Origin of the sequence: Paenibacillus sp. 1_12 (assembly GCF_900114475.1) — a bacterium.
Taxonomy (GTDB): domain Bacteria; phylum Bacillota; class Bacilli; order Paenibacillales; family NBRC-103111; genus Paenibacillus_S.
Genome location: NZ_FOTE01000001.1, coordinates 797,854 through 814,705 on the forward strand (window position 1 = coordinate 797,854; position 16,852 = coordinate 814,705).

Sequence of the window (16,852 nt, forward strand, 5' to 3'; positions counted from 1 at the left end):
CCAACTTTCCAGCAACAAATTTAAAGCAGTCGATTAAGCGCTTTACCTAAATATAAGAGAATTATTATGATTTTGCAATGCGCCTTGAGACTTCAACGAAAATATAAAAAAGGCACCCCACGGGTACCTGAGTCCTTGCTTATGTTTTAGCCATTCACCTGGGGTCTCGCAATCGCTTGCAAAAAGACTCCAGTTCTTAAATGGAATGGTGTAAAATGCCATATTGTTCACGATGGACTTCGTTGCATGAGGCAGTAAAGTGAATTTATCCAAAAGCCTGTCCAGCTCCAACTGATCAACAGACGTCCAGAACTGAACCTGCTTCACAGCTTCATTATCCGCTTTAATGGCATTAACCAATTCTTTTAAACCCTGCACAAACACGAAAGTGCGACGATAAGCCTTTTTGATAAAGGCTACCTCCACCTGACAAATATGCTGATCCTCATAATCATGAGCACCTGTTCCATAAACAAAACCAGCAGTCCCGATTATCTCATATGGCTCTTCATTGAAAATCATCAATGCTTTACCCAAGACCAAAGGACTGGCGATAAAGCTCAGCTTCATTGCAAACGAATAAGGTAAATTCAGTTCATCATGGTGTTCGAGCAAAAAAACGATATATAACTCCATATCCATTTCAAACTGACTAAGACGGAATTGAAGAGACATTATTGTGGTTGTACTCTTAGGCTGTCATTGGTTTTCACGATTTTCGTAAAACCGCCGCCTTTAGTGGTATCTTTTAAGTTAGGAGCTACCGGGAACATAGCATACGCCTCCTTTGTGGATAAGTATATTTCCTTGTATCTTGATTATATACTAACGAATCGATCCAAAAAAGCCCTTAATTTGTTAATTTCAACACTATATATGTCCTCGGTACCCATTGACCCTTCCCGACTGCCTATGAAGCTAGCAAACTTGGGATAGAGCTTTTGTAAATACGTATTCTCCGAAAGTGCGACAAATCGAAATTCTTGTACTTCCCGATTATCCTCGATAATCTGGCTCATCAAATATCGAAAACCGCGGATAAACACACGGGTGCTTCGATATGATCTGGCTACGATCACATTATCGACCAACGCAACCCGCTGTTTATCCGCAAATTCCTGTTCAGGTGTACCCATATAGTATGCACCTACAGCCAGCATATGTTCGTTTGTATCCATAACCATAATCAGGCTGCCAGCAGTCAAATAATTGTACAGTAGCGTAATAATATCCACGGTTGTTAAGCTGGGATGCAGCTCTCTCTTATTCTGCAGCATAAACAGACTCGCTTTGGCATAATCATCATCGGTCGTACAGCGTTTACAATAAATAGTCATGGGGATCGTTCAGACTCCTTTCGATTAAATGCGCTCATGCAGGGTTCGCTCCACAATGGTAAGAATCTGAGGGTACTTCACGGTCAGTTCCAGAAACGCTTCCCGTCTCACCGAGAGTAACACCGAAGGCCCCCTTGCCCTCACCGTGGCAGTCCGGGGAATCCCTTTCAGCAGGGCGATTTCGCCAAAATGATCTCCATCCTGTAGCGTCGCAACCCGCTGCAAGCTACCACTCTGAAAGCTCTTCAGAATTTCAAACTTACCTCGAACGATGATGTAAAATTTGTCTCCCTGATCCCCTTCGTGGACGACGGTGTCGCCTTCTTTGAAGGTTTCTGTAGAAAACAGGGTGGAAATGTCCTGAAGGAGCAACGAATCAACTCCAGAGAAAAATGGAAGCTTGGCTAGTCGGTGGCCATCGACGGTGGCATGAAGTCCGTCCTGGGACAGCATAAACCCATGCTGCTTTTCCCACATTTCATGGTAAAGTCCCGTCCTCTGCAGAAGCTCTTGATGAGTTCCTGATTCCACGATCCTACCCTCTTTAAAAACAAAAATCACATCTGCATTCACGATGGACGACAATCGATGCGTGACGGAAATAATCGTTGTATGATACCTCAGCTGTTGGATAGTTTGATTGATGTCAGCCTCAGTGGCAGGGTCCAGAGCCGAAGTAACCTCATCCAGCAGCAGCAGCCTCGGATTTCTGAGCAGTGCCCTTGCAATGGAAAGACGCTGGCGCTGCCCGCCCGAAAGCGAAGCTCCTTCATTGTTAATGAGCGTATCGTAGCCCTCCGGCCAGCCTATCAAGGTTTCATGAATGCGGGCCAGCTCGGCCGCTTCCATCATCTCGGCATCTGTAACCAGTTCGCTGCCAAGCCGCAGATTATCTCGGATTGTCGTATTAAACAGGAACGTGTCTTGAAACACAATGTCCATTTGCTTCCTCAAGGAAGCCTCGCTTACGGTTCTCAGATCATAACCATCGATACTAATGGAGCCATGCCTTGGATCGTAAAAGCGAGACAAAAGCTGTAACGCTGTGCTTTTACCAGAGCCGCTTGGACCTACAAACGCCGCATAGCTTCCGGCAGCAATGCGCAAGCTGACCTCCTTGATCTGATCTGTTCCCTCTGTAAATCCGAAGGTTAACTGATTCATTTCTATGTACTTGTCAAGGGGAGGCAGAGCAACGGGAGCAGACGCTTCCGGCACACTTGCTGATGATTCAATATTTCCGCTATTCGTTTGAAGCTGATGCTGGAATCAATGAGGTTGGGTATCAAATAGGAGAGATTCGATGCAGATTGACCGACACTCAAAAATAAAGTAAAGAAGGCAATAAAGTCACCGACGGTCATCTCATCATGAAAGATCAGGTAGCCTCCAAAGCCGATCATCGTCCCGTTCAGCACCAGAAGCACAGTTAAGGGCAGTCGTTCAAGCAGGGAGTTCAAAATGTGCATGTTCAAACCAAAAGATAGCAGATCGCGAATTTGCCCCTGGGCACGCTGTAGGAGTCTTTCCTGTTGGTGCAGCGCTTTAATGGTTTTATAGCCTTTGACCGTTTCATCGATCATATTGGAAAACTGTTCCTGTGCTTCTTTATACCGAGCGTTACTGGCTTCTGCCCTGCCTTGCAGCAGCTTGGGGCCGATAAACATCAATACAGACCCGATCAGCATCGCCAAGGTAAGCTTCCATTCTAATACCAACAGCAAAACTAACCCCATCACAATGCTTAATGTTTCTTTAATGAGAAAGGGAAACGATTGACATATCACTCTTTCAATGGAAGCCATATCAGACGAAAAACGGGTGACAAGATCGCCTACCCGATATTTTTCAAAAAAAGGAAGCGATTGCTTCTGCATATGGGTAAATAGCTCTGTTCTGAGCCTCTGAATGACCCTCCCGCTCAACTTGTTAAGGGCATAATTACCGCCGATACCAGCACAGATGCTTAACGCACCGCCCATGACCAAAATGCTTAATATGACAATGAAAACTTGAAAATTTTTGGGTACGAACGCTTCATCTACCAAATATTTCAGACTTAGAGGCGCTGCTACTGCATAAATAACTTCAACTATAACACCACAAATAAAAAATATGCCCAATAGCTTATTTTGCAGCAAATAGGGCATCAAGGTTCGAAAAAATTGCATGAGAATCGCCCGCCTTCCAATAGCTATAGATTACAGCAGTTCACGACAGCTGTAATCTATAGCTTGGTCGGGCGGCGATCCAATAACTATGAGCATGAACGCCCACCATTTTTTATAAAAGCGACCCTACTGCAGGCGCTTGTGTGCTTATCTTCCTTACAGCAATAAGTCTTGTGTACGAGCTCTTAGGATGTTGATGCTTTGCGACGCACCATAAAAACGTATACGAGCACAGATCCTACGGATGTGCAGGCAATGACGAGGCCCATCGGCACAGCAGATTGACTTCCTCCCAGTCCAACAAGCGGAGCTACAACGCCACCCAGCAAAAGCGAAAGTACACCGAGCAAGGCCGAAGCTGTGCCTGCGGATTTGCTTTGATTTTGCATCGCTAATGAGAATCCGGTTGAGGATACGATACCCACACTCGACACGACCATAAACAGAGCAGGAAGAATCGCATATAATCCCGCACCCGTTACGATCATGAGCAGCAGCAGCACACCGCCACAAGAAGAAATTCCGAGGCCCGCGATCAGCAGCTTCGTTTCACCTAATCGACCGACCAGCCTGCCCGTAATTTGACCTGCAATAATGATACCAAGACCATTGATTCCGAAAAATACGGCGAACATTTGCGGTGACACAAGGAAAATTTCCTGTAGGACGAACGGGGACCCCGATATATAAGCAAACATAGCGGCAAAAACAAGCCCTTGAGCAATCGCGTACCCCATAAACACTCGGTCTACCAGAAGACCGCGAAAGGTTGACAAGGTATTGCCGATGCCACCCTTGGAACGCATTTGATTCGGCAGCGTTTCACGTAAACCGAAGAACACGGCGGCAAGCATCACGATACCTAACACACATAATACGATGAATACGCCGTGCCAGGAGGTTACCCGCATAAGCTGTCCTCCGGCAATCGGAGCAAGGATCGGTGCTACACCGTTCACCAGCATCAAAAGTGTAAAAAACTTCGTCAGCTCCGTACCCGAATACAGATCCCGTACTATGGCACGAGAGATGACGATACCTGCAGAACCAGCGAGTCCCTGGACAAAGCGGAGTACGATCAGACTTTCAACTGACGGACTGAATGCACATAACAGGGAGGTTAGGGCATACAGAGCAAGACCGATCAGAAGCGGCATTCGACGGCCGCGGACGTCACTGATCGGACCGGCAAATAATTGGCCAAGTGCAGATCCAAGCAGAAAAAAAGTAAGACTAAGCTGAACGAGAGACGCACTGGTGCTGTACTCCCCGGCTATTGCAGGCAATGCCGGCAAATACATGTCAATGGACAGCGGGGCAAAGGCCGCCAGAGAACCGAGCACAAGCACCATCCACAGCCGATTCCCTCGAGCGACCGGCTGAGGTGCTGCTTTAGCAGTATTGATTGAACTATTCATTCTAATTCGTTAACCACCTTTATAGAAAATAACATTTTCAAAGCTTACTCGATGAAGATACATTTGTGTAATAGTTCCCAATATTATAAAGTATCGATCAAAAATCGTATCGCTTCGGATAAGTCCAGCTTATTCTCTTGGCAATAGTTATTTAATTTCGCATAAGCGGCATCATCCAGACGCACATGAATGGAGTGATTCATCTTTTCGCAGCTGGACTTCTTCGGTCGTCCTCTTCCGATTCTTCGTTGACCTTGCTCATCCTTCCAGACGAGAAGTGTGATATACCCCTGCTGCTTAATGCAGGTATCGCCATCATTCTCTGCCCAGACCAAAGCGGCATTCTGCTCATGCTTCTTCATGTACTCCGCAAGTGAATCACCTTCCAGACCTTTAGCATGGCCTTTCTGCATAAACTTTTGCTGTATAAACGCCCGGTACTGCTCCCATGATTCGAAAGTGAGCTCCTTCATAGCTCCTCCTTTATTTATTGTTCTACAAAAAATAATATCACGTTTTGGCTGATTTGCAATGGTTTTACACAATGAACATGAGATGAACGATGTTTTCTAACTCACAGTACGCAGCAACACCAGATCTTATACAAAAAAAAGACGCTCAATGAGCGTCCTACATCCCAATTGCCTATATCCATTTCGACAAGCCTTCAAAGCGGACCTCCCACGTGCCATCGGTCGGAAAACCTGGTGCATGTATGTCTGGACCGTCATCCCATCCGCATGCCATCATGGCAACCGCAGTTAATAGCCCACCATTGCCAGGCAGGTACGCCATCAGACCCGCATTCTGATAATTATGTCCATTAGGTAAATACGTATTTTTCACTTCGTCCCGCAGTAAAATATTTACCGCTAAACGCCCATCCTCCAAGCGACCTGCCGTCATTGCGGCCATCGGGAAGTCCCAGCCCCAAGAGGTGGGCCAGTTCCATTCCTTCATCACCTTGAGTAGAGTTGCCTTCATCACATCACGGTCCACCTTTTTGCCTGGCAATATGCCAAAAGCACCTAGCATCGAAGGATGATCGGTATTGTCAGTCAGGAACGTATCAGGACGATTTTCGTGAGCGATATAGACACCGTCATGGACAGGAAGCTTGGACAGTAGCTCGGCAATCCGATTCCATTCCGTTGATGTCTCCAGCCCGAGCCGCGAAAGCCATTCCTGGGCGATCTCCAATCCTTGCTTCCAGTACTCCAGCTCAAAGGTCGGATTCCACGTTTCCTCTGCAGCAAAGTTTTCCTGCGCTGGAATCAACGGCGGGCCCAGTACATAACGCTGCTCCTTCTCCTCCCATACCGCATATGAAGCCATAAATTCCGCTGACTGCAGGACGATATCGGCGAAATCATTCAGTGTTTCCTGTGTAGGCTCGGAACGATAGCACAGCTCTGCATAAATAATAGGGTGAGGCTGCTGCCAGATGAGCAAATTCCCGATCTGGGAAGGGCTTTGCCGGCCATCCGGACCCACCATCTTGGGCCATCTGGCTCCCGAATATCCTTGATCCCGTGCAAGCTTTTGCGCTACTGGCAATATATCGCGGTACCAACCAAGACTCTTTTTAAGCAAATGAGTACGTCCCCACAATGCAAAATGCACTGCATGCCACCAATGCATTTCCAAATGAAATTTGCCATACCATGAATTATATAATAATCCGGTTTCCTGAGGGGGAAGCGAACCGGCACAGTGAATCGCCGTAACGAATTGTGACAGCACAATGCGTCTTTCTAACTCATAAGCACCCGCATCAGAGCTGCCTGCGAGCTCGACAGCTCCGCCACTCAGCCAAAACTGCTCCCAGTGCTCGATACTGGCAGCCCGAATCTCATCAAAGGTAAGCGCTGTCAGTTCGAGTGAATCGGGCATAAATCCGAGCACGATGGAGAACGTATGGCCATTTCGGCTTGGAACAATCCGATATTGATGAGACCCTTCCTGCTCAATCTCCCCTTCATTCCAATGACAAGCTACTTGATAGTGGTCTTCGTCCAAAGTCCGTTCAAATGTACCGCTGCCGGCTGTTCCCTCTACCCAATCTGTACGGTGCGTTTCATGCTCCCATTCCAGGTCAAGTGCGTTACGCCATTCCTTGGCAACCATAGTTGACGAAGGAAACCGGATGGACAATTGCAGCAAGCCCGCTTCAATTAACGGGGATTCGATATGTATACCCAGCTGATCAGAATCAGGATGGCAGCAGGTGATGACCTTGACAGAAGCTCCTGATACCCTAAATTCACTTGTCAGGACACCTTCCCACAGGTTCAGCTGCTGCACGGTTTGCTCCAATTGTTCAATACCGATCCTTTTGCCATCTGGTGTCAAGAGCACAAGTCCGATCTGTCCCAGCTGCAGACGATGTGGGTTTTGTCTCAGCCAGTGGAAAATATCCGGCTTATTTCCCGGCTCAAATGGGTACTCCACTTGACGACCATTGGTTTCAAAGGACTGCATGGGAGCATCATCCAGTGTATACTGGCTGCCTCCTGTTTGGTGCCAGCCCCACTGTGATTGTGTGCCAAGCGGCATTTGATACGACTCTGGAAAGCTTTGCAAGCCAGTGAGATCGGCTGTAAAAGCAAACTCGCCATTTCCGACAGTTAGCGGAGATAAAGGGTTCAATTCTTTGATAATGGGATGATGCCGGTTTACTAATGCTTTTCTGTCAATGGATTTCATATGGACCTCCTTCAAATAATGGTAAAAGGATATATGGTTACCCTTTCCAGTATAAGCCTGCCAAAGTATAAAGACAAAAAAGGAGAGCCAATGAGCCTCCTCTTTGTACCTTTTTAGTCGATCAGGCAGGGACGTTTATTATTAAACTTCCAGCCTGGTTTTAGATACTGCATGGCTATAGCATCGTCTCTTGCTCCCAGCGCCTTCTCCAGATAGAGCCGATGAGCGCTTTCAAGCTGCTCCATATCGATATCAATGCCAAGTCCTGGCTTTGTCGGAACCGTGATCTTACCTTCGATAATTCGCAAAGGCTCCTTGGTCAGTCCTTGACCGTCCTGCCATATCCAATGCGTATCAATCGCCGTAATATGTCCGGGTGCTGCTGCGGCAACATGCGTAAACATGGCCAGAGAAATATCAAAATGATTGTTCGAATGCGAGCCCCACGTCAACCCCCACTCGTTGCACATTTGCGCCACACGAATTGAACCCTGCATCGTCCAGAAATGCGGATCGGCCAAAGGAATATCGACTGAGCCTAGTTGAATCGCGTGACCCATCTCCCGCCAATCGCAGGCAATCATGTTGGTAGCGGTAGGCAGTCCGGTTGATCGTCTGAATTCAGCCATGATCTCGCGGCCGGAATAACCTTTCTCCGCACCGCAAGGGTCCTCGGCATAAGCCAGCACATGCTGTTGACCACGGCACAGACGGATTGCTTCCTCTAACGACCATGCGCCATTCGGATCAAGTGTAATTCTCGCCTGTGGAAACCGCTCAGCTAGTGCCGTAACCGCCTCCAACTCCTCCGAGCCGCGAAGCACACCACCTTTTAGCTTAAAATCGTTGAAGCCGTACCGCTTATGTGCGGCTTCAGCCAGCCGTACAACAGAATCTGTCGTAAGCGCTTCCTCATGACGCAGACGCAGCCAATCATCCTCGGCATTCAAATCATCTTGGTAAGGCAAATCCGTCTTGCTGCGGTCCCCAATGTAGAACAGATAACCGAGCATTTCCACGGACTCGCGCTGCTGGCCCTCACCCAGCAGTGCGGCAACAGGTACGCCAAGATATTGTCCCAGCAGATCGAGTAATGCAGCCTCAAGAGCAGTAACGGCATGGATCGTAATCCGTGAATCAAAAGTTTGCAACCCCCGTCCACCAGCATCCCTATCAGCAAAGCTCCTGCGTACTTTGCCGAGAATATGGTTATACGTACCAATGGATTGACCTACGACAAGCACTCTCGCATCCTCAAGCGTTTGCCGAATCCGTTCGCCTCCAGGCACTTCGCCAATCCCCGTACGTCCTGAATTATCCTGAAGAATGACCACATTTCGTGTAAAATAGGGGCTATGGGCACCGCTCAAATTGAGCAGCATACTGTCATAGCCCGCCACAGGAATAACTCGCATTTCCGTAATAATCGGTGTTCCCTGTGCGCTGTCTTGTTTCAGTTGAGCATTCATAGTTTCACTCCACTCCTATTCAAGTTTGGAAGAACGGTGAGCCCGCAAGTCAGGATTTGATAAAGACTGTTTTAATCGATGTATAAAACTCTATGGCAGCGCGTCCCTGCTCACGAGAATGAGAGCTCGATTGCTTCATCCCACCGAACGGGGCCTGCAGCTCAACTCCAGCGCTTTCCGCATTGATGCGCACAAGCCCTGCTTCCATTTCATTGATAAAGGACAGCATGTGGTCAATTCGAGTTGTGAATATGGAGGCACTCAGTCCGTACTCCACATCGTTAGCAAGCGCCAATGCTTCTTCTACGGAATCGACCTTCATCAGAGCAAGCACAGGTCCAAAAATTTCCTCCTGAGCAATTGTCATTCCCGTGGTTACTTCTGTAAATACCGTCGGCTGAACAAAATACCCATGGTCATAGCCTTGGCCCTGCAACCGATGCCCGCCAGCAATCAGCTTCCCACCTTCTTCCTTGGCTTTTTCTATATAGGAGAGTACTTTATTCAGTTGATTTTCGTTCGCACAAGGACCCATCCAGATGCCGTCTTTCATGCCATCGCCTACGGTAATTTGCTGTACCTTTTGCAGCAGCTTGTCCTGAAAGGCCTCAAACACCTCACTTTGAACAATGACCCGGCTTGTTGCCGTACATTTCTGTCCAGTGGAGCGTAGGCCCCCGCTAATCGTTGCATCCACGGCAAGATCCAGATTGGCATCGGCTGTGACAATAACCGGATTTTTGCCACCCATTTCCAGCTGGTATTTGGCACCGCGCGCCAGAGCCCACTGCCCGATCCGTTTGCCTACTGCTCCTGAACCGGTAAAGGTAATACCGTGAACATCAGGGTGCTCAACCAGCCCTTGACCGATGACAGGGCCAGAGCCGTTAATCATATTCACGACCCCAGCAGGAAAACCTGCTGCTGCAAAGCACTCAATTACCTTGGCGCAAGTAATTCCCGTTTCCGCCGCAGGTTTAATGACTACGGTATTGCCGTAGATCAAAGCCGGAGCCATTTTCCAGATCGGAATCGCAACCGGAAAGTTCCATGGCGTTATCACGCCTACTACACCGAGCGGAACCCGCGTGGTCAGCATCAGTGCTTCACTGTCTGTGGAGGGAATCACATCTCCGATTGAACGCATGCCTTCTCCTGCATAATAACGTAAAATGGCAACACCTCTCGCGGTTTCACCCTTGGCCTCCGGAAACGTTTTGCCCATTTCTCTGGTCATCGTTTCGGCAATTTCATCTATTCTGCTCTCCAGAATAGCGGCTGCCTTGAATAAGTAGTCACCGCGTGCGCTGCCAGACAGCTTTTTCCATGCTTGGGATGCTTGCTTCGCACTCGACACCGCCAGATTCAAATCGTCCAGAGAGGACATAGGGATCGATCCAAGCTTATCGTTCGTATTAGCTGGATTGCTTCGGACCTCCACTTCACCTGTGGATGCTGACGTCCATTGTCCATTGATATAGTTAAAGTAAGTCTGAATTTCAGTCGTGCTGCTCATGGTTGGTCTCCTCGTCTTATAGAATTATGATGCTATATAAGTTGAAGCAAAAATCCGGATAGCAGGTAGGCGCTGCGAAAGCAGACCCTTCCTCCCATCGCTGTTGCAGCTGGATTGTTTGTATTCATATCCCCATAGGGGTAACAATCCGTCTGCAAGGTGAACACTTCGTTTCTCTAGAAGTAAACTTCGGTTTATGATTTCACAGCCTTAGGAAATTTCTCAAAAGCAATCTGGATAATTTGGGCTAGCTTGTCGTAATGATCTTTTTCCACCTGAATGATCGGTGCCCGAACTGTCCTACCTACCGGATGACCGACGATTTCCATTCCCGCTTTTATTAATGCAACGGCATAGCCTTTTCTTTGCTTGCGAATTTTGTTGATCGGCAGAATTACATGCTGGTACAGCTCATGGAGCAGGTCGTCATTGCGGTTCAGCAAAGCATCGAAGAACAGCGCCGAGATGTGCGGAATATAATTGGAGATCGCAGAAGAATACGATTTGAAGCCCAAGTTCACATAGGCAGGCATCGTGACCTCCGCCATCGGCATGCCATTCAGCCACTCCAGGCGCTTACCAATGGTTTGTGTCAACTCAATATTCAAATCCATATTGCCCAAACCGTCCTTCAAGCCGACAAGCTGAGGAGCTTCTACCAACCTTTGAAGCGTTTCCAAAGAACATATACAGTTATCACGCAGGTATACGATGGCATTCAAGTCCGTGCTTTTGATAATAGTATTCAAATATTGATACAGACCCTCCTGCTCAGGCTCGATCAAATACGGTGGCAAAATTAAATATCCGTCAGCTCCGAGCTTAGCGGATAGCTCGGTTAATTCCAATGCATGGCTAATATTGCCGCCAACTCCGGTATAGACAGGAACCTTACCTTTTGCAGCAGCAACAGCTACTTCAACCATAGACTTGTAATCATGATGAGACAGCGCGTGGAATTCGCCCGATCCGCAGGCTATGAATATCGAGGACAGTCCCTCTTTGATCAAAAATTGGATGTTCGCTTCCAAAGCCTTCTCGTCCAGCTTTCCATGTTGATCCATCGGCGCTACCGGAAATCCCAAAATTCCTGTTGGTGAATGTCTTACCTGATTCATGCTCATTGCTCCACCTTTCATAATTTCATTCATTTATTAAAGCGGTTCACATGGGTTTATCCCAGACTTTTCAGCACTTTCGATCTTACATGGTTGAGATGATGATACATCGCTGAATGCGCTGCAAGCGGATCATGCTGCTGAAGCGCCTCAAATATCGCTTGATGCTCCCGCATCGTAGCCGTATGATCGCGATCCATCATAGGAATTTGCTTCTCTATTTCATCAAACATGTTCAGGAGTGGGTCGATACTGCCTTCGAGAATCGGATTGTTGGCGCTGTACGCTATCGTGCGGTGAAATTCTTTGTCGAGCCCCACATAGCCCTGTTTGCTTAGTGAGGTAGCACGTAAAACTTCAGCCAATTGTTCCAGCTGACTATCGGTAATTTTCTCAGCAGCCATCGTGACCAAGCCTAACTCCAACGACATTCTCGCATCCATCACAGCAGGAATATCTCCCGCTGACAAAGCCAGCATAATCGAAAACGGCTTACTGCCAATCTTATTGGAAAAAAAAGTGCCTTCACGCGTCTTTCTCTGGATCATCCCCATCGTCTCCAATGAGCTTAACGCTTCACGGAGAACCGGTCTGCTCACAAACAGCTTATCCGTAAGCTCTGCCTCCGTCGGCAATTTATCTCCCGGATGAAGCTGTCCGCTTGTCAGCAGCTCAATAATTTGATCAACAACCTGCTTGGACATCGTTTCCCGTTTAATCGATTTCATTGTTACTTCCTTTGGACCGGTTCCCATCCCTATCCCCCCTTTGAATCATACTTGTATTTATTAATTAGTCATATTGTAAGACAAATTAAATTGTGCGTCAATTATAAATTTGGAGTTCTGGTCATCTGCATGACCCAATCAGCCAAACAGGAAGTTATGCCCTATATATTTTGTATTTGGCCGCACATCGGGACTTATTCACTGGACATCTAAAAGGAAAAATTTAGGATTTGTCGAATAAGTATTTCTACTAAAAATAAATAAATGAGCCTGCTGGTATGAATGTAGGTCTGAGCATGGTTTATGAGAGTCCGTTTAAGCGTATCATTGTGCATTTTAGATGGAGGGTGTGAGGATATGAAGGAGAAGGTTCTCGAAGCTTACGACAAACTTGCTAAAGATTACGAAATACATGTGGATACTCAAAGTGGGCATAACGCTTATTACGAACGACCCGCCATGATGAAACTTATGCCAAGCGTTATGCATAAACTTACAGTCCTGGATGCTGGTTGTGCCGCTGGATGGTATACAGAGCAGTTTATTAAACTTGGCTCTCAGGTTACGTCAGTTGATCTAAGTCCTGCAATGGTAGAAGCTTGTAAAAGGCGAGTCGGCAATGATGCAGCAGTATTCACTTGTGATTTAACTGAAACTCTTCCGTTTAACAACGAGACATTCAACCTTATTTTAAGTTCATTAACCCTTCACTACATAGATGATTGGGTGCCCACCTTTCGTGAATTCCATCGTATCTTGAAACCAGGCGGACAGCTGATTTTCTCCGTACATCACCCTTTATGGACTTTAAACATTTTGAAAGAACCGATTATTTTGCCCATGAGCTGCTGATGGAAATATGGAACAAGAAGGAGTCCGGTCCAGTGGAGGTCACTTTTTATAGGAGGCCACTACAAGAAATTCTTAACGTGACCGCAGCGCAATTTACAATTGACCGAGTCGTCGAGCCGCAACCCGATCCAGCTTACAAAGACAAATCCGAGTCCATGGATTGGTATGCGCGATGGTTCGAACGACTTTCGACCCAACCACATTTTTTAATTGTGAAAGCACAGAAGGAATAAACTGAAACCACCGATAAGAAATCATGGAAACTGTCGGGTCATCTAAGTAGAGCAGCCGCCTTAATAAAAAAGGAACTTGCTTTTAATGTACATCGATTAATAGGGTAAGCGGATAATAACCCCCTTATCGTCAACATGCGAAAGCCTTTGAAAGCTACTCAGGCCGCAGCGACAGTTCACGAAAATCAACCCAGCCGTACGGGTTGATTTTTTCGGTTCCAAGCAGTTTAGGCTGGTAAAAAGAAGCATGGCGCAAATGGTAAAGAAAATGCAGTGCATCATGTCGCAGCAGCAAACCCTCAGCTTCTTGTAAAAGACCTCGACGGGCAGCTGCATCTGTTTCCTGAGCGATTGCCGTATACCTATGTTCAAGCTCGATGGCCAATAACGGGTCAACGAAATTATGAATCCCGTAGCTTTCATTGAGCAGCACATGCAGCAGCGACCACTCCCGATTATCCGTTGTAATCGCATTAAGCAGCAGAATATCCGCGTCATCTACTGCGCCAGGTTGACTGAATTGTTTATAAGGGAGCACATGGATGTGTATAGGTATACCTGCGGATGCACATTGCTGATGAATCCAATGAGCAGTCTGTTCAAGCGAATTGTTCAAAATAGAGTGCGTGTACAGCTGAAGCGACTCTTGGTAACCATTGGTTTGCATGGAAATCAACTCACTGCATTCTAACTCTTCCTGTCTAGTCTCAATCCATGACTTTATCTCCGCATCCATATCTGTATCAGAAAAAGTCCCTATCTCAGTCGCTATATTGAACGCTGTATTCATCTCTGTTTCTACCTCTTTTTCAGCCGTAATAGCTGCACTCCAATCCGGGAAAAAGCTGTGAGCAGCTCCGCTCCGGTTACCCCCAAGCTCTGCCACACACCGTTCAGGCTGCAGGAGCTTGCGCAGCCTGTTCCGCAGAGCCGGATTCCGCAGAGAACCTTGCTTACGGCTGTTCATAATCAGGAACGCACAGCCCCCTTCCGTCTGCTCCATGATTGGAGCCCCTGTTGGAGCATGGGTGTGAATTTGGAACGGATGTGTGTAGAGGATCGGTTGTCCGCCTAAACCGCCAGCCGGCATATTTTGTGTGAGCAGCTCCTTCAATATCCATATTTCAACCTTATCCAGCTGCGCCCTCTCCCGATAGTAGTCCTCGAACACTTCCAGTACAACCATCTCCGCATCGTTACGTACCAGCTTAAAAGGACCGGTGCCTACCGGGTACCGCTCCCTACCTTCATGAGCCTGACAAGAAATAATCGATGCCTTAGGTGTTGCCAAATAATGCAAGAGCAAGGAGTTGGGTGCATCCATTTGGATTTGCAGCGCATACGGGTGTACAGCCTCTATGTTGCGAATACGAAGTAAATCCCATTCACAGTGAAGCCTCTCCCCATCCCGGTTTCGATTAGCAAGATCCCGCTGACAAAGGCGCATAAGCGTATGATGGACATCTGCCGACGTAAGCTCTCTTTTATTATGAAAATGAACACCTTTACGCAAATAAAACATCCATACCGTACCATCGCTACTCCGCTCCCAATGCAAAGCAAGTCGGGGTACAAAAGCTTGATTCAAGCCATCCCATTCTACAAGCGTGTCAAAAAGCTGAGCCGCCATATGCAGCTCTGTCCTGCGCGTGGCGTTGATTGGATCCAGCATGGGCATTTCCCGGTAAAAAGGGAGTCGCAGCAAATCAATGCCAGCTTTACCCTTCGTGGGTGGCGTAGACTGGATGCCAAATTGCTTATAGATCGATTCGGTGATTTGTTGTTGAATAGGCGCATCTGGATCGTACTTACGCATTAGATCCATTGCTTGCGAGTACTGGCCTTTTTCTATTTTCGTCTGTACCGATGCAAGCATTATGTTGTTCGATTCGATGTTAAATGTAAGCTTGGAGCGGTTTCCTCTGCCGCGCCCAGGCTGCCATTCGATCCAGCCAAGTTCCAGGCATTGCTTTAAAATTAGCTTCACATTGCGCGGGGTACAGCATAATACTTCCGCAAGCTGCTCCAATGAAACCTCGATAGGTTCTTTAACAGCATGGGCAAAAAACTCTCTTAACCTCAAGTAGTGATAAGCAATTTGCATACAAGACTCCTTATAAAAGAGGTTATTTAAAAAGGGGAAAATTATTAAAAGAAAGTCTACTCTTTTTATCCCCTTTTGACAAGACTACTATGGATTTACCAAACAGCCTTGTGAAAGAAGGGAAGCTCAACCCACTATGGATGCAGAAAAAAGAGTAAATAATAAAAAGGAATTGCCAGTGTGGCTGTCGCCGAGCGGGGGACTTTCGATGATTCGCGCTCTTGCTATTGCAGCGGCTGTCTTCGTAACGTTATTGTGGTCCTCCTCTTACATTTTGAATCAATATGCGTTTGCGGAGGGGGTCGGTCCCTTTACACTTGCAGGTATGCGTTACAGCGCAGCGGCGTTGACCTTGTGGATCGTATTACGATTTCGTGAGCGAAAGGTCTATAAGGGGGCAAATTCAGTACCTATTATGACTTCAGAAGTAACACAAGCAAAATGGAAGCTGACCTGGAAGCACTATATGTTTCTTGGACTTACCGGCTTTATTCTAGCTCAAGGACTTCAATATGCAGGCCAATATTATTTGACACCTACCCAATCCAACATGTTTCTGTCGGTGGGAAATACGCTGTTTCTATTAGTTATTGATGCCATTTGGCTGCGCGAATTAAAGAGCCGCACCACATTCCTCGCTGTTCTCGCAGCTATGGCTGGCATCGTCATTTACTATTATCCTTGGCATTTTGCCCAAAGCAGTCTGATTGGCATTGGCTTGATCCTGCTGTCCTGCATTGGCTATGCTGTGCATTTGACCTATTCCCGTTATTTGCTTACCCGCAAACAAACAGCCCCTTCTGCACTCGTTCTTACACCAATGCTGATCGGGGCCGTAGGTATGCTGTTAACTGGATTCATGCTAGAGGGGATTCCGCCTTATTCTGTGAAGCTGATCCTCATCCTGCTCTGGCTGGGCCCCATCAATGGTGCACTGGCATTTACGCTTTGGGCTTGGTCGCAGAAGCAGCTGCGTGCCTATGAAAGCAGCCTAATCAATAATTTGATGCTGCTGGAAGTTGCCCTGATGGATATTATATTACTAGGACGCAGCTTGACCTATGTACAAGCAGGATCGTTGATTATCGCCGGAACGGCTATTCTTTCTGTACAGCTTGCGCCGTTGTTACAGAAGCGGAAACCATAATCCAAGCTAAAAGTCCGGTGAATAAGATCCAAAGGCGAGAGTTTACGCATCTC

At 47.2% G+C, this 16,852-nt stretch carries 15 protein-coding genes; 3 read left to right on the top strand and 12 right to left on the bottom strand.

From position 1 onward, the window contains the following. Positions 1-42: 42 nt before the first annotated feature. The 11 genes from BM210_RS03520 to BM210_RS03570 all read right to left on the bottom strand — a co-directional run bounded on the left by BM210_RS03520 (position 43) and on the right by BM210_RS03570 (position 12,490). Positions 43-675 carry a hypothetical protein gene (locus BM210_RS03520; protein ID WP_091164402.1) on the bottom strand — a complete coding sequence of 211 codons (633 nt, stop codon included), beginning with the start codon at positions 673-675 and terminating at the stop codon, positions 43-45. Positions 676-818: 143 nt separating this feature from the next. Continuing rightward, complete coding sequence (locus BM210_RS03525) at positions 819-1,337, bottom strand: hypothetical protein (RefSeq protein WP_091164404.1); 519 nt, start codon at positions 1,335-1,337, stop codon at positions 819-821. A gap of 24 nt (positions 1,338-1,361) precedes the next feature. Continuing rightward, positions 1,362-2,501 (bottom strand): ATP-binding cassette domain-containing protein, encoded by a 1,140-nt coding sequence (locus tag BM210_RS03530; protein ID WP_091164406.1) that lies wholly within the window; start codon positions 2,499-2,501, stop codon positions 1,362-1,364. 2 nt (positions 2,502-2,503) lie between these two features. Next, positions 2,504-3,508, bottom strand: a complete 1,005-nt coding sequence (locus tag BM210_RS03535) for an ABC transporter transmembrane domain-containing protein (protein ID WP_091164409.1) — start codon at positions 3,506-3,508, stop codon at positions 2,504-2,506. Between the two features lie 185 nt (positions 3,509-3,693). After that, positions 3,694-4,926, bottom strand: a complete 1,233-nt coding sequence (locus BM210_RS03540; RefSeq protein WP_091164412.1) for a Bcr/CflA family multidrug efflux MFS transporter — start codon at positions 4,924-4,926, stop codon at positions 3,694-3,696. An 83-nt stretch (positions 4,927-5,009) separates the two neighbouring features. Further along, positions 5,010-5,399 (bottom strand): hypothetical protein, encoded by a 390-nt coding sequence (locus BM210_RS03545; protein WP_091164413.1) that lies wholly within the window; start codon positions 5,397-5,399, stop codon positions 5,010-5,012. Positions 5,400-5,571: 172 nt separating this feature from the next. Then, positions 5,572-7,632 carry a glycoside hydrolase family 65 gene (locus BM210_RS03550; protein ID WP_091164416.1) on the bottom strand — a complete coding sequence of 687 codons (2,061 nt, stop codon included), beginning with the start codon at positions 7,630-7,632 and terminating at the stop codon, positions 5,572-5,574. A gap of 113 nt (positions 7,633-7,745) precedes the next feature. After that, positions 7,746-9,101, bottom strand: coding sequence for a glucarate dehydratase (gudD, locus tag BM210_RS03555; RefSeq protein ID WP_091164418.1), 1,356 nt, complete (start codon positions 9,099-9,101; stop codon positions 7,746-7,748). A 49-nt stretch (positions 9,102-9,150) separates the two neighbouring features. Next, entirely contained in the window at positions 9,151-10,617 is a 1,467-nt protein-coding gene (gucD, locus tag BM210_RS03560) for an alpha-ketoglutaric semialdehyde dehydrogenase GucD (protein ID WP_091164421.1), read from the bottom strand. A gap of 194 nt (positions 10,618-10,811) precedes the next feature. Further along, positions 10,812-11,735: a 5-dehydro-4-deoxyglucarate dehydratase gene (kdgD, locus tag BM210_RS03565; RefSeq protein WP_091164423.1), complete on the bottom strand. Its 924-nt coding sequence runs from the start codon at positions 11,733-11,735 to the stop codon at positions 10,812-10,814. Positions 11,736-11,791: 56 nt separating this feature from the next. Then, entirely contained in the window at positions 11,792-12,490 is a 699-nt protein-coding gene (locus BM210_RS03570) for a FadR/GntR family transcriptional regulator (protein WP_091164426.1), read from the bottom strand. A 330-nt stretch (positions 12,491-12,820) separates the two neighbouring features. On the opposite strand from BM210_RS03570, the gene BM210_RS03575 reads away from it, so the two are divergent. Both BM210_RS03575 and BM210_RS35550 read left to right on the top strand, forming a co-directional pair. Next, positions 12,821-13,315 (top strand): class I SAM-dependent methyltransferase, encoded by a 495-nt coding sequence (locus BM210_RS03575; RefSeq protein WP_256223220.1) that lies wholly within the window; start codon positions 12,821-12,823, stop codon positions 13,313-13,315. After that, positions 13,315-13,548 carry a hypothetical protein gene (locus BM210_RS35550; RefSeq protein WP_256223221.1) on the top strand — a complete coding sequence of 78 codons (234 nt, stop codon included), beginning with the start codon at positions 13,315-13,317 and terminating at the stop codon, positions 13,546-13,548. Before BM210_RS03575 ends, BM210_RS35550 begins: the two co-directional genes overlap by 1 nt. Before the next feature lie 154 nt (positions 13,549-13,702). Here the strand turns inward: BM210_RS35550 and BM210_RS03580 are convergent, their stop codons facing one another. Continuing rightward, on the bottom strand, positions 13,703-15,652 hold the full coding sequence (locus BM210_RS03580; protein WP_091164428.1) for an ABC transporter substrate-binding protein: 1,950 nt from the start codon (positions 15,650-15,652) through the stop codon (positions 13,703-13,705). Positions 15,653-15,788: 136 nt separating this feature from the next. Between BM210_RS03580 and BM210_RS03585 the strand changes: the two genes are divergently transcribed. Next, positions 15,789-16,799 (top strand): DMT family transporter, encoded by a 1,011-nt coding sequence (locus BM210_RS03585; protein WP_256223222.1) that lies wholly within the window; start codon positions 15,789-15,791, stop codon positions 16,797-16,799. Positions 16,800-16,852: the final 53 nt, after the last annotated feature.